The following is a 24504-nucleotide window of genomic DNA, read 5'->3' as shown; positions in this document are numbered from 1 at the left end:
GTGAAGAAGTCGAGGCGACATAAAAGCTCCCCTCGGAGGGTGTGTCCACGCTTGTATCGTGCTGGAGCTCCGGATTGTCGAGGCCGAGCTGGGCGCGGGGGTCGGGGCGGCCACGGGGCTCGGCTCCGAACCGCCACACGCGACGAGGAAAACGCCCAGCAGGGGTCCAGGAAGACGTTTCATTCGCCCACGCTAGCACTCTCGGAGAAGCGGACGAACCCGTGCGAGGCGCGTGATGGTATGAAGCGGCCACCTGCATGAAAGAGCTGAATGAAGCGCTGCCCTGTCCCCCGACGCGGCGTGATCCGGAGAGCGGCTTCACGCTGCACGGAAGGCGCTTCGACGATCCGTACGCCTGGCTCGAACGGCTCGACGACGCCGAGACGCAAGGTTTCATCGCCGCGCAGGAGGCCATCACGCGCGGCGTGCTCGACGGGGTGCCGGGGCGCGACTGGCTACGGGCCGCCGTGACGCGCTCCGCGCGCTATGCGCGGCTGTCGCCTCCGATTCGCACGGGGCCAAACGGACGTGAGTTCCTCTGGCAAGCGGATGCGGAGGACGAAAAGCTCAAGCTCCTGATGCGGCGCGAGAAAGGCGCGCCGCTCGAAACCGTGCTCGATCCGAATACGTGGGCGAACGACGAGGCGCTCGTCTTCGCGGTGCCCTCGCCCGATGGCACGCGGGTCGCGTTCGGGAAGGCCGTGGGCAGCACGCACGGCGCGGTGATTCACGTGCTCGACGTCGAGACGGGGCGCCTCTTGCCCGATCGGCCCCGCGGCACGGACCACGCGTCGCTGGCGTGGCGACCCGACGGAGCCGGCTTCTTTTATTCGGCGTGTCCTGCGCCGGGCGAGGTGCCCGCGGGCGACGAGGCGCACTGGAACGCCATTTACGAGCACCGGATCGGGTCGAGCACGCCGGCACGCCGGGTCTTCGGGGACGACCACAACAAGGAGTACTGGTGCTCCGTCAAGGTGAGCGAGTGCGGTCGTTTTGCCGTGCTCTCGAAATGGGACTTCGTGCATGCCAACGTCGTCTCGCTGCTGCGCCTCGCGGACGACGTGCTCTTGCCGGTGGCCCCCGTGATGCGGTCGCTCCACCAGGTGCAGGTGATCGGCGATTCACTGCTCATTCATACCGATCTCGACGCGCCACGCGGACGAGCGTGCATCGCGTCGCTCGCGGCGCCGACGGAGTGGCGGACGATCCTGCCCGAAAACGAGGACACGCTGCAAACCGTCGTCGGCGTGGGTGGCCGGCTTTATGCCGTGTATAACCATGCGGCCTCCCATCGCGTCCATATCCACGCCGAAGACGGCGCCTACCTCCGCGAGCTCGTGCTGCCGGCGCTCGGCTCGGTCAATCGCAACGAGGGGGACGGCGTCGTCAGCGGCGTCAGCGGCGCCTGGACCGGCGACGAGGTGTGGGTGAGCTTCGAGTCGTACGTGCAGCCGCCCTCGCATTATCGGTATGCTTATGCGACCGACCGTTTGACGCCGTACCACGTGCCCGACGTCGGGCTCGATCCGTCAGCGTTCGCGACCAACCAGGTGTGGTATTCATCGGCCGACGGCACGCGGGTGTCGATGTTCATCGTCCACCACAAGGATTTGCCGCGCGACGGGCGTTTGCCCGTGCGGCTGAACGGCTACGGAGGATTCAACATCTCGCTCCAGCCGCGCTTCACCGCGGTCACCGCCGCTTGGCTGAAGCTCGGCGGCGTGCTCGCGTTCGCCAACATTCGAGGCGGCGGCGAGTACGGTCGCGCGTGGCACGAGGCCGCCATCAAGACGCGGCGGCAAAACGCGTTCGACGATTACATCGCCGCAGCCCGCTTCCTCGTGGCGGAAGGCTACACGACGCCTGCCCGGCTGGCCTCGCGCGGCAACAGCAACGGCGGGGTGCTCGTCGCCGTCACCGCCCTGCAAGCCCCCGAGGCGTTCGGCGCCGTGTTCTGCCGCGCGCCCACGCTCGACATGCTGCAATTTCCCAAATTCGGCTTCATGAGCTCGGCGACCGTCGAATACGGCTCGCCCGACGATCCCGTCGAGGGCGCGTATCTCGCCGGGTATTCGCCGTACCACAACGTGCGCTCCGATCGCCGGTATCCCGTGATCACGTTCGTCCCGGCGCTCAACGATCGGCTCGCGCCGCCCTACGATCCGCTCAAAATGGTCGCGCGGCTTCAGGCGGAAAACACGCTCGGCGGGCCGTATTTCTTGCTGCCGCTCCGGGCCTCGGGCCACGGCGGCGGCACCACGCGGACGGCGCTCGTCGAGCAGGACGTGGACGAATTGAGCTTTTATTGCTGGGCGCTCGGCGTCGCGCCGCTCGACGCGGGCGCGGCGGACGCAGCAGGCGCGGCGGACGCAGCGGGCGCAGCGGGCGCGGGTTGACCCGACGGCGTCTGCTCCACGATCGGCACGCCGCTGCCCTTCGTCCGCCACCCGCCCCCGAAAAACCCGAGCGACCCATCCGCTTGTCGCACGGTCACCGGCGGCGCCCAATAACTGTTCGGCGGCGGCACCTCCCAGTGACCCCGCCGCCAGACCCAGCGCCGCCGCTCCCACGTCCACTCCCCGTCGATCCAGACTTCCTTTTTGCCTTTACGCGCCGGCACGATCTCCACGCGCGCCGCCGGCGGCGGATACGGCACGAGCACCGGCGCCTCGCGCACATGCGGGCCCACCTCGGGCAGCGGGATCGGCGAGCCGCCGCACCCCGCGAGCGCCACGAGCACGAGGAGGGTCAGCCCCCGGCCCATCCGAAAAACGCCTCGACGGCCGCGCGGCCGAAGAAAAGGTATTCCAGCGTCGCGAGCGCCAAGAAAGGCCCGAACGCGACGCGCGCCTGTCCGAGCCCCTCGCCCGCCTCCTCCGCGAGCGGGTCCGCGGCGAGCTCTTTTTCAGCCTCGGCGCGCTCCTCCGGCGTCATCGCCGCGAGCTCCTTCTGGATCTCCTCGCGCTCGAGCCGCACCGCCTCCGGCTCCTCGATCTTGCCGCGCACCGCGAGCACGCCGATCGCCGCGAACGTCCCCTGCACCGCGCCCGCGCAGAGCACCACGAGCGCGCCGCCCCAGCCGAACCACGCGCCCGAGAGCATCAAGAGCTTCGCGTCGCCGAGGCCCATCCCCGCCCCGCCCCGCAAGCGCGGGTAGATCACGATGAACGGCAGCCACACGACGGCAAACCCCACGGCCGCGCCGATCAGCGAGTCCACGAACGAGAGGTCGCGCAGCGAGGCCGTGGCGAGGCCGAGCACCGCGCCGCCGAGCGTGATCTCGTCGGGCAGGATCATGTGCTCGAGGTCGATGAACGCCGCCGCGACGAGGCCAAGCGCGAGCGCGAGGTCGGCGATGTAGATGGCCCCGGCGCGCGCGAGCGAGGTCGTAGGGTCGAGCGGCGTGAGGATCACGTGCACGATCGCCACGGAGAGCAGGCCCCCGATCGCCTCGACGAGCGGGTAACGCGGCGAGACCGGAGCGCCGCAGCAGCGCGCCTTGCCGCGCAGGAAGAGCCATCCGAGGACGGGGATGTTGTCCCAGGGGCGGATCGGGGTCTCGCACGCGGGGCAACGCGAGGCGGGGCGGACGACGCTCATCCCGCGCGGAACGCGGTAAATCACGACGTTCAGGAAGCTGCCCCAGAGCAGGCCGAAGACCAGCGCGAAGCCGTACAGGAACGAGGGGGGCAGGTCGCCGAGCATCAGCACGGGAGGCGCAGCATAGCGCGAGGCTTTGCCGGGGCGCGCCGTGTCTGGCATAAACCGGCGTCCTCGCATGAAATTTCCGGGAAACGAGACCTCCTTCGCGCTCCTCTGCGCCCTCGCCGCGCTCGCGGGCTGCACCTCGGGCGGAAGCGGCTCCTCCACGGGCAGCGCGGACGGCGGGCCGCCCGTCGTGCTCTCGCCGAAGGGCAAGGTGCTCGAAGCCGCCGAGAACCAGGCCGATCCGGACGCAAGCGCCTCGAAGGCCGAGGCCGCGAAGAGCGAGCGCGTCGACATCCCCGGCGGCGCCCTCATCGCCGGCTCGACCCCCGGCGACAAGGGGCGTGATCCCGTGCTCGAGCCCGCCGAGCTGGAGGTGAAGCTCGGCGACTACGCGATCGATCGGTACCTCTACCCAAACGACCCGACGAAGCCGCCGCTCACGGGCGTGTCGCGCGCGAAGGCAGCCGAGCTCTGCGAGCAAGCCGGGGGGCGGCTCTGCACGGAGCTCGAATGGGAGCGCGCCTGCAAGGGGCCCGAGGGGACGACGTACGCGGGGAGCGCCTCGTGGGATGCGAAGTGTGCGAAGGAGCCAGCCTCGTGCGCGTCGGGTTTCGGCGTGCTCGGGATGGGCGCGGCGTACCGGGAGTGGACAGCGAGCGAGGTGCTGCCGATCGAGGACATGCAGCCACGCGCGGCGGCCGTGCGCGGGGCGCAGGGCAGCGCCGTCGGGCCGGATCATCGATGCGCGCATCGGACGGCGATCGACCCGGGCGCGAGCGCGCAGGATCTCGGTTTCCGTTGCTGCCGCGGCGCCCCGAACGCGGCCACGATCCCGTCGCCGCAATGGGAGCAGACCTACCGGCGCGTGGAGCTGCCGGCGAAGGAGCTCGCGGAGATGTTCGCCTCGGTGCCGGCGCTCTCCACGCTCGACCGGGAGATCACGTACTTCAAGGAGCCCGACGACGTGAACGTGGTGCTCGCCCGGGGCGACGCGGGCGCGCCGCCGCAGAACACGGTGCTGACGACGTCGCCGCTGCTCTGGAACCCGGTGCCCGGCGAGCAAATCGTGGTGCTCGCGGGCCGCGCCGCGAAAGATTCGTTCGTCGTCGCGTTTTATCGATTGCCGGGGGATCGATACCGCATCGCCTCGACGCTCGTGCTGAAGGACGAAAAAGGCCCGATCGCGCTCGGCTTCAATGGATACGTGCGCAAACGGTTGTTCTGGGCGACGTGCTGGGATTGTCGCGGCGAATCAGGGAACGTGACCTACCGCGACGACGGGCGCGTCGTGATCACGCAGAAGTGAAGGCCGCGTCAGGGCGACGCGAGGTAATCGTGATAGTGGTGAAAGTACTTCACCAGCCGCTCGGTCGCGTCGGCGAACTCCGGAAAGTCGAGCGATTCGGTCGGTAGCTCCGCGCAAAGCACCACTTCGCCCTGGTTGCCCTGGGCGAACTTCGCGATGCGCATGTCGCGGTTCAGGAGCAGGAGCCGGCGCGGCAGCTCCGGTGAGGGCTGGATGCGCGAGGAGAGGACGGGCAGGAGCGAGAGCATGAGCCAGTGCTCGCTGCACTGGATGAAGTAAGGGGGCAGCGACTCGTTGCCGGGCCGCCGCGGGAAGACGCGCAGCGTCTTCGGACCTTCGTCCTTGACCTCGTAATCGAGCCTCTCGAGCCAACCGCGGACCGTCTCGACGTCCATCGCGACGGAGCCTAGCGTTCTTCCGGGCAAGATGCGACGAGACAGAGCCGCGCCCGGCCATCCTCCTCGTGCGTCGTGTCGAGCCGGCCGCCGAGCAACGTCGCCGCGACGCGGACGCAGTAGATCGAGAGCCCCCGGCCATACGTCGCCTGGATGTACCTCCGGCGTTGCGCCGGCGGCGCGCCCGTGGGCGGCGGATCCACCGTGTGGTACGAGCGCGGCGTGTAACGGACCTCGACGCGCGCCTCGGCCCCGTCGCGCGCCGCCGAAAGGACGAGCGCCGTCCGCGGCGCCGCGCGCTCGATCCCGAACGCGATGAGGTTGTCGATCGCCCGCGCGCAGAGCCCACGATCACACCGCACCATGACCTCGCCGTGCCGGAGCGCCGGATCCAACACGAGATCGACCTCCGCCGCCGCAGCCTGCTTGCCGAGCCGGCCGAGCGCCTCCCGCCCGAACAGGACGAGGTCACACGCCGCGGCCGCGCCCGAAGGAGGCCCGCCTCGACGCGCCACGAGGTCGAGGTTGCCGGTGAGGCGCCGCAAGACATCGCAAAGCATCTGCGCGTCGCCCAGCGCCTCGACCGCCTCCGTGCCCGTCCCCGGCGCGAGTGAGCTTTCGACGAAACTCAGGTTCGTGATCAGCGCGGCGATGGGGTTGTTGAGATCGTGCGCCATCACGGCCATCAACTCCTCGAGAGATGCATCACCGCCCGGGTCGGACATGGTCGGCCAGGATACCGCGAAACCTCGTTTTGGGCACGAAAACGATGAAAGATCCCGGAAAAATCTTACAAGGAGAGGACCGCGGGCTCTCCGCGCTCGGCGACGCGGGCCGAGATCAGGGTGAGGAGGCTCTTTCTGCGCTCGTCGAGGTCCACGAGGGTGCGCGGCGAGACGAGCCAGGTCTCGAACGGGCCGGACGCGAGCAAGTCCCGCGCGTGGTCCCGGTCGAGCGCGAGGAGGGCCTGCTGCAAGCCGCGCGGGAAACGCGCGACGGGGCGGAGGCGCGAGAGCAGGACGTCGAGCGCGCGAGGATCGACCTTCGACGGGAACGCAGCGGCATTGTCGGTGAGGTGGATCGCCCCAGCGACGTCGTCGAAGTGGACCGCGCGGCGCAGGACGTGGCCGGTGAGGTAGTCGAGGACGAGGGTCTCGACGTAGTCGGCGAGGAGCGCGGTGCGTTCGCCGGGGAGCGGGTCGGGCGAGGCGGCCCAGCGGGCCCAGGTCTCGGCTTCGAGGGAGTGGTCGAGCGTGACGTTGTGGCCGGCTGGCGAGGCCCACGCGCCGGGGCCGTCGCCGCGGCCGGGGGCGAACATCAAGGCGTCGACGGTGCCGTCGTTCTGCACGGCGGCGTGAAGCGAGAGGTAGTCGCGGAGATCCCGCTGGCCCGCGAAGAGGGCGCCGAGCTCGCCCGTGCCGATGCGCCGGAGCACGGCCGCGGGGACCACGCGCATGCCGAGCGCCCGCGCGAGCCGCTCGAACGCGAGGCTGCCGCGGTACGCGACGGGGTGCTCCGCGAGGGCGAGCAGGAGCAGCGCGGGCGCCAAGCGGGGCGGGTCTCGCCGTTCGAGCGTGACGCCAAACATCCCCGGCCGGCTCCAGCCGACGAGCGCGACCGACTTGATCGGGGCGTGCAGAAGCTCGCGGCGCACGGGATCAGCCTCGACGTCGAGCTCCTTCGGCGCGGGCCTTGGAGCCGCGCTCGCGGCGGGCGTCATGCTCGTGGCGGTCACGGCGGACGGCGTGGCCTTCGCAGGGGCCTGCGGATCGCCGCCCTCCGTGGGCTGCGGTTGTCCTTCCCGCGCACAAGCCCCGAGGACGAGCGCCGTCGCGGCGATCCGCGAGAGCACGCCCCCAAGGGGACGGGGATTCACGCGAGCACGCGTTCGCGCAGGAAACGCTGGATCCTGTCGCGCACGAGATCGGGGCGCTCGATGGGCACGGCGTGGGAGCCGCCGTTCACCATGAGCAGCTCTCCGTGCGGCAGCGCGGCGGCCATCTCCTCGGCGTACCGGGGCGGCGTGAAGGTATCGCGATCCCCCGCGACCACGAGCACGGGCACGTTCACCTTCGGCAAGAGGTCCGAAGCCGAATGATCCCCGGCGGACCGGAGCATCCGCAGGAACATGGACACGTCGATGTCGACCATGTGCTTGAGGTACGGCATCACGTCCTCGGGACGGATCGACCGATCGATTTCACCCGTCAGCATCGCCAGGCGCAGGGCTGCCTCGGCCGGCACCCTTCCCCACAGCGCCCGCACGATCTCGGGGTGGGCGTCGACGCGCGCGATGAGCTTCGGCAGCATCTGCGCGAGCACGTCGGTGCCCTTGAACGTGTGGGTGATGCGCCCCGGCGCGCCGCAGATCAGGACGAGCGCGCGCACCTTCTCGGGCCGGAGCCGGTAGGCCTCGAGCGAGACCTGGCAGCCCATCGAATGGCCGACGAGCACGACCTCGGGGTCGGCGACGGCACGCCGGACCGTGTCGAGGTCGCGCGCGTGGTCGGCGAGTTCGATGCACTTGGGGTCTGCGGGCAGGCTGCTACGGCCGTGGCCGCGGTAGTTCCAGTGGGCGACGCTGGCCACGGAGGAGAGGTCGTCCCACAGGTACTTCCAGATGAAGCCGTCGCAGGCGATCCCGTCGGAGAGAAGAACCGTGAGATCCGAGGGGCCCCGCCTTCGCCGCACGAAGAGGCGCGTCGTGTCGGGGGCCGTGGCGAACGAGGCGGTCTGGGGGGCGCTCCCGCTCGAAGGAGGGGGCAAACTGCTCGTCGTCAATCGCCGAGATCCTCTTCGCCTTCACCGACCTCGTTCACGCTCGGCAGCTTTTTGATTTCGAGCCGGGCGAGCTTCCAGGCGCGCTGGACCACCCACGACAAAGACCGATCGAGCCGCGCCGCTTCTTCCTTGATCTCCTGGAGCATCGACTCCGGAAAGTAGAGACTTTGCTTCCTTTTGTCGGTCTTCGACGCCTCGTTGTTCTTCGCCAGCGTGTCTTTGTCGTTCATGGCTCCCCGAAGGCGTGAGCTAGAGCTACAAGGGAATACCTTAGCGCACGCGGGATGCACGAGGAAGCGCCGCGGGAGCAAGCTCACGCTCTCGCAGTGGCCTTCCCCACATTGAAAACGTTGAAATCTTACCTTCCGCCGAACCCTGCGTCCGTCCACGCACGGACGCTCCGCTCGCGTCAGCCGGCATGGTAGGTTCGCTTCATGTCGGGCGATTTCGTGCTCGTCGTGGATGCGGATCTCTCCGCTTACCGGGCGCTCGTCGAGGGGCTGCCGTCCGATACGTATGACGTCGTCTCGGCCGCCACGGCGCGGGCCGGATTCAACGTCGCCTGCGCCCTCGAACCCCACGTGATCGTGGCCTCGCTGGATCTGCCCGACGCCGACGCGCTGGAGCTCGCCTCGGTGATCCGCGGCCACGATACGCGCGTCGCCTACACGCCGCTCGTCGTCCTGACCACGTCGGACGACGAATCCACGCGCCTCGCCGTGCTCGCCAGCGGCGCCGACGTCGTGCTCTCCGCCCCCATCGATCCCGCCGAGCTCGTGGCCCAGGTGAACGCCATGATCGCCATGGGCGAGCGAATCCGCGAGCTCGAACGCGGCCAGTCGATCCTGCCCCCCGCGAGCGACGGCGAGTCCTTCGCGGTCCTCGGCGACCCCACGAAAATGTCGATCGCCAGCGTGCTCGGCGCCCTGGAAATCGAACAACGGAGCGGCGAGCTGCGCTTCTCCAGCACCACGAGCCCGAGCCGCCTCGCCATGTCCATCGCCTCCGGCGTGATCGTCGGCGGGACGCTCGACCAGGCGAGCATCTCCCCGCTCGAAGCCCTCAAAGCGGCGCTCACGTGGTCAGGGACACAGTTCGGATTCGTGCCGCGGGAGCCGATGCCGGCGCCGCCGGACGCGCAGCAGCTCGGGGCGTTGCTCATCGCGGCGTTCAACGAGACCGAGCCGAGCGATCGGCTGGCGCACGAGATCGAGGCGAGCCAGCGGCTCTTCAGCGAGACGGCGGCGAGCCTGAAGCTGACGGAGTCGATCGCAGGGCTGCGCGCGGCGGCGAGCCTCCGGTTCGGCGAGATGGCATCGGGGCTCCGGCTCGAAGATACGGCCGCGGGGCGGAAGTTCCTGCGCGACACGGCAGCGGGGCTGCGGCTCGCCAGCACGATCGCGGGGGCGCGGATCGCGGAGTCGGTCGCGGGGCTCAAGCTCGGCGACACGGCGGCCGGGATCCGCATGGGCACCACGACGAGCGGAAAGGTCGCAACGGCGCCGGCGCCGGAGGAGCTCACGAGCACGCTGACGAGCTTCGATCAACGCACGACGCCCACGCCGACGCAGCCCCCGTCCGAGCGGTCGTCCACGCGCATGCGCACCTCCCCGAAGCCCGACCTCTCCGCCGAGAAGGCGGCCATGCGAGGCACCTTCCGCGGGCTCGAGGTCGAGCAGGTGATCAAGTCGTCACGAGGCGGGAGCTAGGCGATCAGGCGATCGCCGCAGGCTCGACGATCCGCCCGGCGATCGCGCTCGCCGCGACCACGAGCGGGCTCGCGAGGTAGACCTTTCCGGGGCCCGATCGCCCGGGGAAGTTGCGGTTGATCGCAGAGACCGTGACTTCGTCCGCGGTGAACGAGACGCCCGGCCCGGCCTTGATGCACGCGCCGCACGAAGGGTCGACGAGCTCGGCGCCCGCGCGCTCGAAGATCTCGATGTAGCCCTTCTGCTCGGCATAACGGCGGATGTCCTGCGAGCCGAACTGGATGTAGAGGTGCACGCCGTCGGCGACGCGCTTGCCTTGCGCGACCGCAGATCGGAGCACCTCGGCGTACATGTCCATGTCCGCCTTCTTGCCGCCCGTGCACGAGCCGCCGTAGGCCACGTGGATCTTCACGTCGCCGCCCGCGACCTCGGTGAGCGAGCGCAGAGGCACGCCGTTGCGCGGGTCGCCCGGGGTCGCGACCATCGGCTCGATCGCGCCGAGGTCGACGTCGAAGACGGCCATGTACGTCGCGCCCTCGTCGGCCCGCACGATCTGCGCGCGCACCGTGTCCGCGTCGAGGCCACGTTGCTTGACCAGGTACTCGACGACGACCTCGTCGGCCTCGATGATGCCCGTGAACCCGCCCGCCTCGACGGCCATGTTCGTGAGCGTCGCGCGCTCGTCGAGCCCCATCGCGCGCACGCCATCGCCCGCGAACTCCAGCACCTTGCCGATGCCCTCGCCGCTCTTCCAGAACGGCTGCGAGAGCAGGTAGAGCATCACGTCCTTGGCGGTGACGCCGGGGCGGAGCTTCCCGTGCAGGTTGAAGCGCGCCGACTCGGGCACGGCGACGCGGATGTCGCGCGTGAGCCAGGCGTTCGCCATGTCGGTCGAGCCGACGCCGAACGCGAAGCATCCGAGCGCGCCGGCCATGCACGTGTGCGAGTCCGTGCCCGCCACGACCTGCCCGGGCAGGGCGATCTCCTCGATCACCTTGTTGTGGCAAATCGCCTCGGATCCGACGGTTTTTCCATCGCGCACGACCTCGCCGTAGAGCTTGACGCGGTGCTTTTGGGTGAACGCCTCCTGCACCGTGGCGAGCGAGGCGGCCTGCTCCTTGAGGCCCATCTTCTTGTGGGCCTCGGACATCACGAGGTCGAGGAACGTGAGGTGATCGCGGAACGCGTACACGCTCTCCGGCGCCTCGACCTTCGCGTCGGGGCCGAAGCCGGCGCGGAAGAGCGACTCCGCCATCGGCGTGACGTACTCGTGCGAGAAGCGGACGTCGGTGCGCACGAAGAGCGAGTCGCCGGGCTTGACCGCCTTCACGCCGATCGCGCCCGTCCTCGCGTCGACGATCGCGCGCGAGGCGAGGATCTTCTCGCAGAGCGTCATCGGCCGCGCCGGGGTGTCGAGCGTCGGCGGCGAGACTTCACCGGCGAGGCGCGCCTTGTTGTACGTGAACAGGCCCCCGTATTCGACGACGTCGCGGCTGATCGGGTCGAGCCCGCGCGTGAACTCGGAGATCGGGATCTCCTCGCCGCGCTGGACGCGGTCGAGCACGCTGAAGTCCGTGGTCGTGAGCAGGCCGATGTTCTGGCAGTTCTGCCCGTAGATCTTCTCGATGCTCTTGGCGACGACGATCTGGATGCCCGCTTCGCGCTCGGAGTACGGCGCCGTCTCGCGCGACGATCCGCAGCCCTTCGAGCGGCCGCTGACGATCACGCCGAAGCCGCCGTTCTTGATGGCGTCGCGCTCGATGAGCCCGCCGCGCAGGCCGACCAGGCAGTACCGGGCGAGCGTCTCGTCGTAGTAGTAACAAACCCAGCCCGGTGTGAGCTCGTCGGTCGAGATGTTGTTCACGAGGGCGTGGCGCTCGGGGTCGAACGCGATCGAACCTCCGCCGAGCTGCGCGCGCAGCGTCTCGGGATCCTCGGTCAGGTACAGGGTGCGTCCGCTCGGGCGGACCGATGTGCGACGGGGGATGGGCATGTTCCTCTCGACCTCCCTCGGCGAAAGACGGGAACTGCAGCGCCGTCCCGGTGATTTATCCCGATCCCGAGGCGGGATCCAATGCGGTCTTTCCGCAAATTTTTCGCGCACCTTGACGCGTCGTGGCACGAAAGCATCTACCACCCGCCGCAGTCGACATCGTCGAGCCGGATCCCCTTCAGCCACGCCCAGCCGAAGCGGCCGCGCCCAACCTCCACGAACACATCCTGCCCCTCGTGCAGCGACGTGTAGAGCTCGCGCTGCACCGGCAGCTCGACGGGCGCGGCCTCCCTCGGCAGGCCGTCGAGGTGCACGAAGTACGACGTGCTCGTCTTGTATGTGCGTGATCCTTTCGAGGAGACGCGCGCCTCGAGGCACGTCGGCGGAGCCGCATCCATGCGGCCGTTCATGGCGATCGCGGTGCCCGCGCCAGAGAGCGGCATGGCGAGGAGCAAGAAACAAAAGCACGCGCCGAACAGGCGGAAGCTCACCGAGCGGCCGCGCACGAGCACGCCCACGAGCGGGAGCGCGCAGAGCCACGCGACGAGCCCGAGCGCTGCGCCGACGATCGTCGCGCTGCTGCCGAGCGGGTAGTACGTGCCGCGCGCCCACGACAGCAGGTAAAACCCGACGAACGCGAGCACGACGGACACCACGGCCGCGACCGGCCCGGCGAGCCAGAGCGCCGGCGGACCGGGCCTCGCGCTCGGCGCCGGCAAGGCCTCCGTGATCGCGCCGAGCTCGCCGCACGCCGTGCGCAAGGCGCCGTCATCGAAGCGTTCGCCCGCGTCCCGCACGGCGAGCAGCTTGCCGCCGCCGTCGTGGATCGCGACGGACGAGAAGCCGGCGTCGAGCAGCGCGAGGACACGTTGCCGCACGCGCGCCTCGCCGAGCACGCGCTCGACGTCTCCATCCGGCGCGTCCGACTCCACGTACACCGCGGCGTCGAAGGTGGCGTCGCCCGTCTGCACCTCGCGGTTGATCCGGAGCTTCTTGCCGAGCATGTCGACCGACGTCTCGCGCCGGATCACGATCGGCAGCCGCGCCGCGGCGCCGCTCCCCGTGGCCTCGACCTCGATCTCCGCCCTTCCCCCACGCCCATGGCGGAGCCGCAACACGAACGGCTGTCCCTGCGCGGTCACGCGCAGCGCGCCGCCTTCGCTCTCCGCGCCGAGGGCCTGGCCGAGCGCGAGGAAACGTCGATCGAGCTCGGCGCGCTCCGCGTCCTGCTTGCGCCCGAGCCCCAGCAAAACAAGCACGAGGACGGCCGCGAGGCCGAGGCAAACGACAAGGGCAACGGCAAGCACGAGGCCTATCCTAGCGTGGTAACCTGCCCGAGATGACCGACGAATTCGACCTCGTGGTGCGCGGCGGCGACGTCATCGACGGCACGGGCAGGCCACGCTTCGCGGCCGACGTCGGCATCAAGGAAGGCCAGGTCGCAGCGCTGACGGTCCCCGGGGCGATCACGGGCAAGGCGACGCTCGACGCCCGCGGCCTCGTGGTCGCGCCCGGCTTCGTCGACATCCACTCGCATGCGGATTGGCTGCTGCCGCTCGACGACCACGGCGAGATCCTCGCGCCGATGCTGCGCCAGGGCGTGACCTCGCTCGTCGTGGGCAACTGCGGGCATTCGCTCGCGCCGGTCACGGAAGATTCCACGCGCCTCGCCGACGTTTCCTCGGAGATCCTGCGCGACCGCGCATTTCCCTACGCGTGGCGCTCGACGGCCGAGATGCTCGACGCGATCGAGGCGCGCGGCGTGGCCTTCAACGTGGCGTTCCTCGCGGGGCACGGGACGATCCGTCAGTCGGTCATGGGCAACGCGCCCCGCGCGCCTGCGCCGGACGAGCTCGACGCGCTCCGGCGCGCCACGCGCGACGCGTTGCGGGAAGGCGCCTTTGGCCTCTCCGCGGGCCTCGCCTACAAGCCGGGCGTCTTCGCGCCATCGGACGAGCTCGCCTCGCTCTGCAACGTCGTCGCCGAGGAAGGCGCGATCTTCACGGTGCACGGCCGCGCCTACGTGTGGATCTCGCCCTTCTACAAGCCGATGCTCCTCGGCGCGCCGCACAATGTGCGCTCCGTCGACGAGCTCGTCATCGCGGCGAAGCGCGGCGGCGCGCGCCTCCAGCTCTCGCACCAGATCTTCATCGGCCGCCGCACCTGGCGCACCTATCCCACCGTGCTCCGGCGCATCGAGGAGGCCGTCGCGTCCGGCGTCGACGTCGCCTTCGACGCGTTCCCCTACACGGTCGGCAACACGACCATCAACGCGATCCTGCCCGCGTGGGTGCTCGACCATTTCGAGGAGCGCATCCGCGACCCCAAGGTCCTCGCGCGCCTCCGTCGCGAGTTCGCGATGTTCCGCCTCGCGCTTGGCCTCGACTGGTCCGACATCACCGTCACCTGGGGCGGCGGCAAGGCCTCGCTCGAGCCGCTCGAAGGCCTCGACATCGCCGCGATCGCGCGCCGCCTCGGCGTCTCGCCTTTCGACGCGTACGTCCACGTCTCGCGCGAGAGCTCGGGCGCGGCGCGCGTGCTCATCGGCACCTACTCCGGCGACGACACCGACGAAGAACCCCTCCGCGCCGTCCTCTCGCACCGGCTCTGCGCCTTCGAAACCGACGCGATCCTCACGCGCCGCGGCCGCTTCCACAACCCCGCCTCCTTCGGCACCTTCCCGCGCGTCCTCGGCCGTTACAGCCGCGATCTCGGCCTCTTCTCGCTCGAAGAGGCCGTCCGCCGCATGACCTCCTTCCCCGCCGAGCGCGTGGGCCTGCCGGGCGTCGGACGCCTCGCGCCCGGCCATGCGGCCGATCTCGTGCTCTTCGATCCGCTCCGTGTCGGCGAGGGCGGCCCGAACGCGCCGCCCGTCGGCATCGACAAGGTCGTCCTCGGCGGCCACGTCGTCGTGGATCGTGGCGCGATGCGGCTCGACCGGCCGCGCGGTCGCGTCTTGCGCCGGCGCTAGCCGGATCGTGCGGAACGCCTCTCCCGGTCCGACGAAGGCCTGCTAGAGTCCGGCGCTCCCTGCGGTTTGGCGGCGGGGATTTCCGACTCGACCGGATGATTCGTTCTCCCCGCACCCCCGTCGCGATCCTGGGCGCTGGCCTGACTGGCATGTCGGCGTCGTTCCACCTCGGCCGCGCGGGCACGTCGCATCGCCTCTTCGAGCGGCTCGGCCGGCCGGGCGGGCATGCGATCACCCTGGAGGACGAGGGCTACCGCTTCGATCGGACGGGCCACCTCCTGCACCTGCGCGAGCCGGATCTGCGCGCGCTCGCGCTCGGCTGGATCGGCGAGGACTGGGTCGAGGTCGAGCGTCGCTCGCGCATCTGGTCGCACGGCACCTACACCCGGTATCCCTTCCAGGCGAACACCTACGGCCTGCCGCCCGAGGTCGCCTACGAATGCCTGCACGGGTTCGTCCGGGCGCATCACAACCCCGACAAACCCGCGCCGAAGAACTTCGAGGAGTTTTGCCTCCAGCATTTCGGCGAGGGGTTCAGCAAGCATTTCATGATCCCCTACAACACGCGGCTCTGGGGCGTCTCGCCGCGGGAGATCACGGCCGCGTGGTGCTCGCGGTTCGTGCCTTTGCCGAAGCTCGAAGACGTGCTCGCGGGCGCGGTGGGCCTGAACGACCGGGAGCTCGGGTACAACGCGCGGTTCGTCTATCCGCGGCTCGGCATCGGCAAGCTCGCCGAGGGGATGGCGAAGAGCCTGCCGACGCGGATCGAGCTTGGCCGTGCGCCCGCGTCGATCGATGTTCAGGCGCGCGAGCTCCATTTCGAGGACGAGACCGTCCCGTACGACGTGCTCGTCTCCACGGCGCCCTTGCCCGTGCTCGTCGAGCGCCTCGCGGGCGCGCCGGCGAACGTCGTGGAAGCGGCGCGGCGCCTGCGCTGCACGCACCTGTATTACCTCGACGTCGCGCTCGACGGCCCCTGCGGAGAGCCGCTCCACTGGGTGTACGTGCCCGAGGAAAAGTATCCGTTTTACCGGGTCGGTTGTTACTCGAACTTCTCCGATGCAATGGCGCCGCCCGGCAAAGCGAGCCTCTACGTGGAGCTCGCGGACCGCAGCGAGCCGGATCTCCCGGCGCTCTTGCCCCGCGTCGCCGAGGGCCTCACCGAGATGCGGCTCATCGATTCGCCGAAGCAGATCCGCTTCGCGCGGGTCCGCCGCATCGACCACGCGTACGTGATCTTCGACCACGCGTATTTCGAATCGCTGGAGGTCGTCTTGCCGTTCCTCGAAGGAAACGGCATCGTGACCGCGGGCCGCTACGGCGGATGGAATTACTCGTCGATGGAGGACGCCCTGCGTTTCGGCCGTGATGCCGCGGCGAAGGCGATCTCCTCCCTCGGCGGAGGGGCGGCGAAGGAGCCCTGATGGATCCCCGGATATCGATCGTCATCCCGGTCTACAACGAGGAGGCCATTCTGCACGCCGCGGTCGTCGACCTGCGCGAGCGGCTGCGCCCCTTCGATTGGTCCTACGAGATCGTCCTCGCCGAGAATGGCTCGCGCGACCGCACGGTCGAGATCGCCGCCGAGCTCGCCGCGAAATACCCCGAGGTCCGCTTCTTCTCGTTCGGCGAGCCGAACTACGGCGGCGCCCTCCGGCGCGGCATCGTCGAGGAGGCGCGCGGCGAGATCATCATCTGCGACGAAATCGACCTCTGCGACGCCGATTTCCACCGCCGCGCCGTCGAGCGGCTCGACGCCGGCTCCGTCGACATGGTGATCGGCTCCAAGCTCCTCGACGGCTCGGCTGACGAACGACCGCTCGCCCGGCACGCGGCCAGCATTTTCTACAACGGCCTGCTCCGCGTGACGCTCGGCTTCCAGGGCACGGACACACATGGACTCAAGGCGTTCACGCGGCGAGCGCTCCTGCCGATCGCGCGCGCGTGTGTCGTCGAGAAGGACGTCTTCGCGAGCGAGTTCGTGATCCGCGCCTACCGCGCGGGCCTCTCGATCCAGGAGATCCCCGTCCGCGTGAAGGAAAAGCGTCCCCCCTCGATCAACCTCGTCAAGCGCGTGCCGAACGTGCTCAAGAGCCTCGCGAAGCTCACCTGGGCGATCCGGATCAAGGGCTAGTCCTCGGGCCGCGCGAGCCCCTCGCGCGCCTCTGCGACCCGCGACGCGGCGTGCTATGACGCGCACCATGCCGCGTCCCGTCAACAGTTCCGCAAAGGTAGAGCCTCGACGATCCGACCACGACGTCGACCTCGTCGTCATCGGCGGCGGCGTGAACGGGACCGGCGTCGCCCGCGACGCGTCGATGCGCGGCCTCCGCGTCGCGCTGATCGAACGCAACGACCTCGCCTTCGGCGCGAGCGGCAACAACAGCGGCCTCATTCACGGCGGCCCGCGGTACATGCTGAACGACCCGAACGTGACGGCGACCTCGTGCCGCGACTCGGGCTACATCCAGCGCATCGCGCCGCACATGCTGCACCGCGTCCCGTTCTTGATGCCCGTCGAGAACAAGGGCCGCGCGAGGATCATGTTCGCCCTCATCGACGCCTTCTTCGAGGCGTACGACCGCTACCAGCCGCTCAAGCGCGGCAAAAAACACGCGCTGCTCACGGCCGAGGAGATGCAGCAGCTCGAACCGGGGCTGCGCGGCAACATCGTCGGCGGCATCAGCTTCGACGAGTGGGGCATCGACGGCGCGCGGCTTTGCGCGGCGAACGCCGTGGACGCGGGCGAGCGCGGCGCGCGCATCCTCGTCGGCTGCACGGTCGAGCGCATCGAGCGGCGCGAGGACACGGGCGAGGTCGTCGCCGTCCACTACCGCGATCGGCGCAAGGGCGGGACGGGCAAGCTGCGCACGGGCACGGTCATCAACGCGACGGGCGCGTGGGCCCCGATCACCGCCTCGCTCGGCCGCATCGCACCGACGCGCGCGCGCGTCCGCCCCGGCAAGGGCATCCACATCGTCTACGACCGTCGGCTTTTGAACTATGCCGTCGCCGCGCAGACCATCGACGACCGGCAGATCTTCGTCGCGCCCTGGCAGAACATGACGATCGTCGGCACGACCGACGACGACTTTTACGGCGACCTCGACGAGGTCCGCGCGACGAGCGAGGAGGTGCGCTACCTCGTGCAAGGCGTCGCGCGTGTCTTCCCGCAGATCCACACGGCGCGCGCGATCGGCACCTACGCCGGCGTGCGGCCCACGCTCTACGCCTACGGCCCGCACGAGGATCGGCTCTCGCGCGAGCACCAGATCATCGACCACGCCGCGCACGACGCGCCGGGCGTCTACTCGATGATCGGCGGCAAGCTCGCGAGCTACCGCATCTTCGCCGAGGAGATGACCGACGTCCTCGCGGCGCGCTTCGACATCGGCGCGCGCTGCGCCACGCACGAGCGACCGCTGCCCGGCGGCGACAAGCCCGTCGACGCGATCGAGCTCGCCGCGCGCATGGAGATCGATCCGGTCGCGGCGCGTCGCCTCGTCTTCCGTCACGGCTCGCGCTCGCTCCACATCGCCGAGCGTGTGCAAGAGCGGCCGCGCGAGGCGGCGACGGTCTGCGCGTGCGAGCCGGTGACCGAGGCCGAGGTGCGGCACGTCGTGCGGACCGAATGGGCCCGCTCGGTCTCCGACGTCGCGCGCCGGACGCGGCTCGGCATGGGCGCGTGCGGCGGCATGCGATGCGCCGCGCGGTGCGGGCAGATCGTGGCGCAGGAGCTCGACCTCCCGCCGCGCGAGGGCCTCCAGCAAGCGGCGCGTTTCCTCGCGCGCCAGGCGCAGACGCGCGCCGTCGCGCTCGGGCCCGAGCAGGCGCAGCAGGAAGCGCTGGCGATCGCGGCGGTCCGCGCCGAGCTCGGCGTCGACGTGCGCGACATCGACGAAGGCGAGGCCGCGTGAGCCGCCGCGTCCTCGTCCTCGGCGCGGGGGTTGCCGGCCTCTCGGCTGCGTTTGCCGCGCGAAACAGCGGCGCCGACATCGTCCTCGTCTCGGCCGGCGCGGGCGCGAGCTCGCTCGGCGGAGGCGCTGTCGACGACGTCCCCTGGGAAGAACGCATCCACGCCGCGCGCGTGCTCGGAAGCCCCATCGAGCTCCACACGTTGCCTCCGGAGGTCGTCGCGTTTTCGAATGCGCTCGGCATCTGGGACCTCCCGGATCGGGCGCCGCCGCCGTTCGTCGCGACGATCGCGGGCCGGCTGCGCCCTGCGCGCGGCCGAGACAAGGGCCTGCTCGATCTCGGGGCGCTCCGCGGCAAACGTGTCCTTCTGCCCCGCGCCCCGCGCGCCGGCTGGGACGCCGACGCCATCGCCGCGACGCTCTCCGACGACCCGCTCGCGCGCCGCACGGGCCTTCGCTTCGAGGCCATCGACGCATCGATCCTGCGCTTCGCGGACGAGGCGCGCATCTCCGACGGCGACCTCGCGGCGCGGCACGACGACCCCGCGCGGATCGGCTGGCTCGCCGAGCGCCTGCGCGAAGCGCTCACGGCCGACGCGCGGCTTCACCCGGACGAACCCGCCTCCGCCGTGCTGCTCGGCTCCTGGCTCGGCGCGCGCGCGGCCCGTGCAGAAGAGCTCTCCGAGCGTGCCCGTGTCTCCGTCGGCGAAGCGCTCGTCGGCGTGGGCTCCGCCGCGGGCCTGCGCTTCGATGCGGCGCAACGCAAGTTCTTCGACAGGCTCGGCGTGCAGCGCATCGTCGATCGCGCCGTATCGCTCGTCCGTGACGGCGATCGGCTCCTCCTCACGCGTGCGCGCGACACCACGAAGATCGCCGCGGACGCCGCCGTGATCGCGATGGGCGGCGTCGCGGGCGGCGGCATCGTCTACGAACCACCCGAGCACGGGGCGGGCGAGGATCTCCCTGCGCGTGGCGCCATCCCCTTCGCGCTCTCGATCGACGCGCCCGTCGCGCTCGCGCTCGCGCGAGGCCCGCTCGACGTCGTCGCCTCCATGCACGGCCCCGAGCTCGATCAAACCGCGTGGCCCAAGGACGCCGCGCCCTCCATGCTCGAGGCTGTCGGCATCCACGCGCCCGGCGGCCGCGCCGCGCTTTTTGTCTTCGCCGCGGGCGACGTCCTCGCGGCTCGCCCGCGCACCCTGCTCGAAGCGGTCGCCTCGGGCCTGCGCGCGGGCCACGCCGCTGCTCAGCCGGTTTAACGCGGCGCCGCGCCGAGCTTCTCGATCAGCATCTTGTAGCCTGTCGCCAGCACGAAATCGGAGCCCTTCGTCGGGTCCGCCGGCACGTCGCGCGCCGGCCCCGTATCGTCGGCGGTCGCCCGCACGATCGGCCCGCGCGCCACGTTCGTGTTCGCGGTCCCGCCTCCTGCTTCCGCGGACAGATGCCCGTCGAGATCGCTCTCGCGCACCACCTCGCCCGGTTGCAGCGGCCGGCTCGCCTCGACGCGCACATCGGGCTGGATCCCTTGCGCCTGGATCGATCGACCGCTCGGCGTGTAGTACCGCATCGTCGTCAGCCGCATCCCTGCGCCGCCCGGCAGATCGAAGATCGTCTGCACGCTCCCTTTGCCGAACGTCGATGACCCGATCACCGACGCGCGCCGGTTGTCCTGCAACGCGCCTGCGACGAGCTCCGACGAGCTCGCGGAGTACTCGTTCACGAGCGTCACGATCGGCAGGCCCGCGAGCGCGCCGCCGCTGTTCGCCTTCACCTCGTCGATCACCTTGCCTCGATGCCGCGTCGTGTAGATGACCCCCGCGTCGAGCATCTCGTCGGCGATGGCCTCGGCCTCGTCGACGAGCCCGCCGGGGTTGTTGCGCATGTCGAGCAACACGCCGCGCAGCGGCCGCGTGCTCTCCGCGCGAAGCTTCGCCGTCACGCGCAGAAGCTCGTCGTGCGTCCCGGCCTGAAATTGCCGCAGTTTCAGGTACGCGACGTCGCTGTCGAGCCGCTTGCCCACCACGCTCGCCACGTGGATCTCCTCGCGCGCGAGGTCGAGCTGGATCGCCTCCGAGACGCCTTGCCGGCGCAGCGTGATGCGCACGCGTGACCCCGCGGGACCACGCATCAGCCCGATGATCTTCTCGAGCCGCTCGCCGCGCACGGGCTTGCCCTCGATCGCGACGATCTCGTCGCCCGGCTTCATGCCGGCGCGCGCGGCGGGCGAGCCTTCCATCGGCGCGAGCACCATCACGCGCTCGTCGCGGAAGTCGACCTCGACGCCGATACCGCCGAATTTCCCTTCGGTGTCGCTCTGGAAGAGCGCGTACTCCTGCGGGGTCATGTACGCCGAGTGGGGATCGAGCTCGGCGACCATCCCCTTGATCGCACCTTCGACGATTTTATTTCGCTGGGCTGGATCGACGTAGTGGTTCTCGACGAGCACGAGGACCCAGGAGAGCTGGTCGAAGGGGTCGTACGGGCTACTCGACTGGTTCCTCGCGTGTACGGCCTGGCTCGTCACCGCGCCGCCGGCGAAGGCGGCAAGCACGAGGCCGGCGGTCCGGAGCCATCGGGGAACGGACATGCGCATGCTCCGACCATAGCAGCCCGCGGCCTGGATCACGGGCCTGGTGGACGGGGCCCGGAGCCGGGCGAGGGGCCCCCGTTCGTGGCGCGCCCCCGCCTGGGAGAGCAAAATCCAGGCGCGCCAAGGAGAAGCTCGTCCCAAGCAACGGCGCGTTGCTTTGTCCAACCGGCCATGTTCGGTTATGTTCGCGCGCCTGAACGTGGCTCGGGGCGCTCATCGGGGAGACCGTCGAGGGCACGGCCCGCGCCTGGCGTGGGGCCTTCCTCTCGGCGATCCCTCGCTCCCGGCCACGGACCTCGGGCACATCACACCTTCGCGCTCCTCATCGGACTCACGGATGTCGTGCGTGGTCCGACCGTGGCGGGACCCGCCCTGGGCGCCCTCCCTTCGTTTCACGCACCAGCGAGCCAGCCAAGATGGGCAAACCGACGGATCGTGAGCTCGTGGAGCAGGCACGCGCCGGGAACGCGCAAGCGTTCGGGACGCTCGTGCAGCGTCACCAGCGGCGCATCTTCCGCCTCGCGTTCCACCTCGTGCGTACGGGCGCGGAGGCCGAGGACGTGACGCAAGAAACCTTCGTCCGAGCCTACCAGGCGCTCGACCGCTTCGACGGCCGCAGCGAGCCTTTCACCTGGCTCTACCGCATCGCCGTCAACCTCTCGCTCAACGCCATCCGCGCTCGCAAGACGAAGCGCGACGCGGTGCCCGCGGACGACCCGCGCATCGAGCCGCTCCTCGCGGAGCACCGCTCGTCGCACGGCTCGGATCCGGCGCGGAGCGCGCAGGAGCGTCAGCTCACGAAGGCGCTGTGCGAGGGCATCGACAAGCTGTCGGACACGCTCCGGACCACGCTGGTCCTCGTGTGCATCGACGGCATGGGCCACGAAGAGGCCGCGCGGGTGCTCGATTGTCCCGAGGGCACGGTCGCGTGGCGCGTGCACGAAGCGCGGCGCAAGCTGCGCGAGCACCTCGAAAAGCAAGGGTTTGGAGGGGACGCGGCATGAGCCCCCAAGACAAGACCGACAAGACCGATCTCGGTGCCAAGGTCGACAAGCTCCTCGGTACCTGGCCTGCGCCGACACTCGACGACGCGGCTTGGGAAGAACGAGCGGCTTCGATCGTCGCGGCTGCGCAAGCCGCTCCCCGCGCGGACGACGCGGCGCTCACGGCGCTGCTCGCGCCGCCATCGCTCTCGCCCGAGGCGGGAGAGGCAGAACGCTTGGTTGCTTCGGAGGGCCCTGCGCGGCCCGTCCTTTCAGGAGAAAGAACGATGTCTCAGCAGGATTCGAACCCCGGGTCGTCGTCGGTCAAGCCCCCGGAGAGCATGCCGACGAGCGCCGCGACCTCGAAGCGTCCTTCGCTCAAGGAGCTCGCCGCGCGGGCCAGCCAAGCGGGTGCGTCCCGCCCGAGCATCCCGGGCCCGAGCTCGATCCCGCCGGCAGCCATCAGCAGGCCGCCGTCGGAGGTGCCGCCTGCGCCCGTCTCGCGCACGCCGATGCCCTCCGCGCCGCCGCCGAGGCCCTCGGAGGCCGGCAAGGAAGACTCGGGCGTCGTCGACCTGAACCTCATCAACAAGACGGCGACGGCCGAGCAGATCGCGGCGGCAGAGAAGGCCAAGCCCGCGACGCACGACCTCGCGTTCGAAGGCGACGAGAAGGTCGCGGCGGCGAGCGCGGGCAACGTGAAGAACCTCGCCGAGGCGCGCGAGAAGAAGGCCGAAAAGAAGGGCAGCGGCGCGACGTGGGGCATCCTCGTCGCGGTCGTCGGCATCGCCGCGGGCGTCGCGATCGTGATGCGCGGCCAGCCGTCGAAGCAGGACACGACCACGGCGAACGTCGGGCAGGACAAACCCCAGGTCGCGGCCGAGGCGCCGAAGGCTGTCGAGCAGAAGATCGCCGAGGCACCGCCGCCGGCGTCGACGGGTTTGTCGTTGGACTCGCTGCCGACGGAGCCCTCGGCGGACGCGCAGAAACCCGCGCAGCCGACGGGCGGCGGCGCTGCGACCGATTCGAAGGTCGCCGCGGCCACGCCTCCTGCAGGCGGCGCGGACACGCCGCCGGCGGCGACGGCGCCTGCCGGTCCGGCCCCGACGATCGGCGCGAAGCCCGGCGATCTTGCGGGCGCGATGGCGCAGGCCGTGGGTGGTTCCAATGAGAAAAACGACGCGACCGGCGAGATGGTCCCGGCGGCCGGCGGCAACAAGGGCGGCAACCAGACGATCCCGGAGCAGCCGTCGCAGGGCTCGGTCGCGAGCGCGGTCGGCGCGGTGATGCCGGGCGCGAAGGCGTGCGTCGCGGGCGCAGACGACGTGTCTCGCGCGCAGATCACGTTCTCGTCGGGCGGCACCGTGACGAACGTCAGCGTGACGGGCTGGGCCGCGAGCAACGGCCAGAGCGGGTGCGTCAAGGGAGCGCTGAAGGGCGCGAACGTCGGCGCCTTCTCGAAGCCCTCGTTTACCGTCGGTGTGACGATCCGGCCCTGAACGGCCGTACCGCGCCGGCCGGGCCCGGGCTTTCGAGGTTCGGCCGGCGCGACGGATCGTGCGGAAAACGTGTGTCTTGTCTTGACAGGCGAGACCCTCCGAATAGACTCCGCCCCCCCATGGTCTCCGCAACGCAGCAAAGCAGCCGCATCCGCAAGCGGAAGGCGCGGCGCGAAGGCACGGCCCGCAAGCGCGAGCTCCGCGCGCACGGCACGCCGAAGTTTCCGATCCACCTCGAGGGTTACGACCCGAACGCGCCCGATGCCCCCCGCACGGCGGCGAGCGCGGCAGCGAAGAAGTAGGGATTTGCTCCATGGCCAATCACGCATCTGCCGACAAGCGCAACCGCCAGCGCATCAAGAGGACGGCTCGTAACCGCGCCGCCAAGTCCGCCCTCCGCACCGAGCTGAAGAAGGCGCGCGCGACCATCACGGCCACCCCCGCGGAGGCCGCCAAGACCGTTCGTGAGGCCATCGGCGCACTCGACGGCGCGGCGCACAAGGGCACGATCCCCCGCAAGCGCGCCTCGCGCCTGCAGGGCCGCCTCGCCCGCGCGCTGCACAAGGCCACGAAGGCCGCATAGCTGATCCTCGGCCTCGGCCGAGCACGCATCGGACCGCTACACACCTCGAAATTTCGAGGCGTGCGGCGGTTT

22 protein-coding genes are annotated in these 24504 nt (G+C 70.3%); 12 read left to right on the top strand and 10 right to left on the bottom strand.

Annotated elements, in window-relative coordinates; translation table 11 throughout:
- Positions 1 to 257 precede the first annotated feature (257 nt).
- Positions 258 to 2396: a prolyl oligopeptidase family serine peptidase gene (locus E8A74_RS01120; RefSeq protein ID WP_136927002.1), complete on the top strand. Its 2139-nt coding sequence runs from the start codon at positions 258 to 260 to the stop codon at positions 2394 to 2396.
- Here the strand turns inward: E8A74_RS01120 and E8A74_RS01115 are convergent.
- On the bottom strand, positions 2303 to 2764 hold the full coding sequence (locus tag E8A74_RS01115; protein ID WP_136927001.1) for a YXWGXW repeat-containing protein: 462 nt from the start codon (positions 2762 to 2764) through the stop codon (positions 2303 to 2305). The genes E8A74_RS01120 and E8A74_RS01115 overlap by 94 nt on opposite strands.
- Positions 2749 to 3705 carry a prepilin peptidase gene (locus E8A74_RS01110; RefSeq protein ID WP_232379329.1) on the bottom strand — a complete coding sequence of 319 codons (957 nt, stop codon included), beginning with the start codon at positions 3703 to 3705 and terminating at the stop codon, positions 2749 to 2751. The genes E8A74_RS01115 and E8A74_RS01110 overlap by 16 nt, the downstream gene beginning before the upstream one ends.
- Positions 3706 to 3778: 73 nt before the next feature.
- Between E8A74_RS01110 and E8A74_RS01105 the strand changes: the two genes are divergently transcribed.
- Positions 3779 to 5014, top strand: coding sequence for a formylglycine-generating enzyme family protein (locus E8A74_RS01105; RefSeq protein WP_136927000.1), 1236 nt, complete (start codon positions 3779 to 3781; stop codon positions 5012 to 5014).
- A gap of 8 nt (positions 5015 to 5022) precedes the next feature.
- On the opposite strand, the gene E8A74_RS01100 is transcribed toward E8A74_RS01105, so the two are convergent.
- From E8A74_RS01100 to E8A74_RS01080, 5 genes are all read right to left on the bottom strand, one after another.
- Positions 5023 to 5409 (bottom strand): YbjN domain-containing protein, encoded by a 387-nt coding sequence (locus E8A74_RS01100; protein WP_136926999.1) that lies wholly within the window; start codon positions 5407 to 5409, stop codon positions 5023 to 5025.
- Positions 5410 to 5420: 11 nt separating this feature from the next.
- On the bottom strand, positions 5421 to 6134 hold the full coding sequence (locus E8A74_RS01095; protein WP_136926998.1) for a sensor histidine kinase: 714 nt from the start codon (positions 6132 to 6134) through the stop codon (positions 5421 to 5423).
- 65 nt (positions 6135 to 6199) lie between these two features.
- On the bottom strand, positions 6200 to 7285 hold the full coding sequence (locus tag E8A74_RS01090) for a hypothetical protein (protein ID WP_136926997.1): 1086 nt from the start codon (positions 7283 to 7285) through the stop codon (positions 6200 to 6202).
- Positions 7282 to 8190 (bottom strand): alpha/beta fold hydrolase, encoded by a 909-nt coding sequence (locus tag E8A74_RS01085; protein WP_136926996.1) that lies wholly within the window; start codon positions 8188 to 8190, stop codon positions 7282 to 7284. Before E8A74_RS01085 ends, E8A74_RS01090 begins: the two co-directional genes overlap by 4 nt.
- A complete protein-coding gene (locus tag E8A74_RS01080) occupies positions 8187 to 8420 on the bottom strand; it encodes a TIGR04563 family protein (protein WP_136926995.1) in 234 nt (77 codons plus the stop codon). Before E8A74_RS01080 ends, E8A74_RS01085 begins: the two co-directional genes overlap by 4 nt.
- Positions 8421 to 8624: 204 nt before the next feature.
- Between E8A74_RS01080 and E8A74_RS01075 the strand changes: the two genes are divergently transcribed.
- On the top strand, positions 8625 to 9899 hold the full coding sequence (locus tag E8A74_RS01075; RefSeq protein ID WP_136926994.1) for a response regulator: 1275 nt from the start codon (positions 8625 to 8627) through the stop codon (positions 9897 to 9899).
- 4 nt (positions 9900 to 9903) lie between these two features.
- Here E8A74_RS01075 and E8A74_RS01070 read toward each other — a convergent pair whose 3' ends face one another.
- Both E8A74_RS01070 and E8A74_RS01065 read right to left on the bottom strand, forming a co-directional pair.
- The gene (locus tag E8A74_RS01070) at positions 9904 to 11892 is read right to left on the bottom strand and encodes an aconitase family protein (RefSeq protein WP_136926993.1); all 1989 of its coding nucleotides are present in this window, start codon (positions 11890 to 11892) and stop codon (positions 9904 to 9906) included.
- Between the two features lie 137 nt (positions 11893 to 12029).
- A complete protein-coding gene (locus E8A74_RS01065) occupies positions 12030 to 13199 on the bottom strand; it encodes a hypothetical protein (RefSeq protein ID WP_136926992.1) in 1170 nt (389 codons plus the stop codon).
- Positions 13200 to 13231: 32 nt separating this feature from the next.
- Here E8A74_RS01065 and E8A74_RS01060 point away from each other — a divergent pair, with 32 nt between their 5' ends.
- From E8A74_RS01060 to E8A74_RS01040, 5 genes are all read left to right on the top strand, one after another.
- Positions 13232 to 14863, top strand: a complete 1632-nt coding sequence (locus tag E8A74_RS01060; RefSeq protein WP_136926991.1) for an N-acyl-D-amino-acid deacylase family protein — start codon at positions 13232 to 13234, stop codon at positions 14861 to 14863.
- A gap of 95 nt (positions 14864 to 14958) precedes the next feature.
- On the top strand, positions 14959 to 16287 hold the full coding sequence (locus E8A74_RS01055) for a protoporphyrinogen/coproporphyrinogen oxidase (protein WP_136926990.1): 1329 nt from the start codon (positions 14959 to 14961) through the stop codon (positions 16285 to 16287).
- A complete protein-coding gene (locus E8A74_RS01050; protein ID WP_136926989.1) occupies positions 16287 to 16997 on the top strand; it encodes a glycosyltransferase family 2 protein in 711 nt (236 codons plus the stop codon). The genes E8A74_RS01055 and E8A74_RS01050 overlap by 1 nt, the downstream gene beginning before the upstream one ends.
- A gap of 67 nt (positions 16998 to 17064) precedes the next feature.
- Positions 17065 to 18780 carry a glycerol-3-phosphate dehydrogenase/oxidase gene (locus E8A74_RS01045; RefSeq protein ID WP_136926988.1) on the top strand — a complete coding sequence of 572 codons (1716 nt, stop codon included), beginning with the start codon at positions 17065 to 17067 and terminating at the stop codon, positions 18778 to 18780.
- Positions 18777 to 20036: a hypothetical protein gene (locus E8A74_RS01040; RefSeq protein WP_136926987.1), complete on the top strand. Its 1260-nt coding sequence runs from the start codon at positions 18777 to 18779 to the stop codon at positions 20034 to 20036. Before E8A74_RS01045 ends, E8A74_RS01040 begins: the two co-directional genes overlap by 4 nt.
- On the opposite strand, the gene E8A74_RS01035 is transcribed toward E8A74_RS01040, so the two are convergent.
- On the bottom strand, positions 20033 to 21364 hold the full coding sequence (locus tag E8A74_RS01035; protein ID WP_136926986.1) for a S41 family peptidase: 1332 nt from the start codon (positions 21362 to 21364) through the stop codon (positions 20033 to 20035). The genes E8A74_RS01040 and E8A74_RS01035 overlap by 4 nt on opposite strands.
- A gap of 419 nt (positions 21365 to 21783) precedes the next feature.
- Here E8A74_RS01035 and E8A74_RS01030 point away from each other — a divergent pair, with 419 nt between their 5' ends.
- The 4 genes from E8A74_RS01030 (at position 21784) to rpsT (ending at position 24432) form a co-directional block, all read left to right on the top strand.
- Complete coding sequence (locus E8A74_RS01030) at positions 21784 to 22371, top strand: RNA polymerase sigma factor (RefSeq protein ID WP_136926985.1); 588 nt, start codon at positions 21784 to 21786, stop codon at positions 22369 to 22371.
- Positions 22368 to 23849, top strand: coding sequence for a hypothetical protein (locus tag E8A74_RS01025; RefSeq protein WP_136926984.1), 1482 nt, complete (start codon positions 22368 to 22370; stop codon positions 23847 to 23849). Before E8A74_RS01030 ends, E8A74_RS01025 begins: the two co-directional genes overlap by 4 nt.
- 119 nt (positions 23850 to 23968) lie before the next feature.
- Entirely contained in the window at positions 23969 to 24151 is a 183-nt protein-coding gene (locus E8A74_RS01020; RefSeq protein WP_136926983.1) for a hypothetical protein, read from the top strand.
- A gap of 11 nt (positions 24152 to 24162) precedes the next feature.
- Positions 24163 to 24432: a 30S ribosomal protein S20 gene (rpsT, locus tag E8A74_RS01015; protein ID WP_136926982.1), complete on the top strand. Its 270-nt coding sequence runs from the start codon at positions 24163 to 24165 to the stop codon at positions 24430 to 24432.
- The last annotated feature ends 72 nt before the right edge of the window (positions 24433 to 24504 follow it).

The sequence above is a fragment of the Polyangium fumosum genome (genome assembly GCF_005144585.1).
Classification (GTDB): Bacteria; Myxococcota_A; Polyangia; order Polyangiales; family Polyangiaceae; genus Polyangium; species Polyangium fumosum.
The sequence above is the reverse complement of the archived record's forward strand: the minus strand, read 5'-3'. Positions and strand labels throughout refer to the sequence as shown.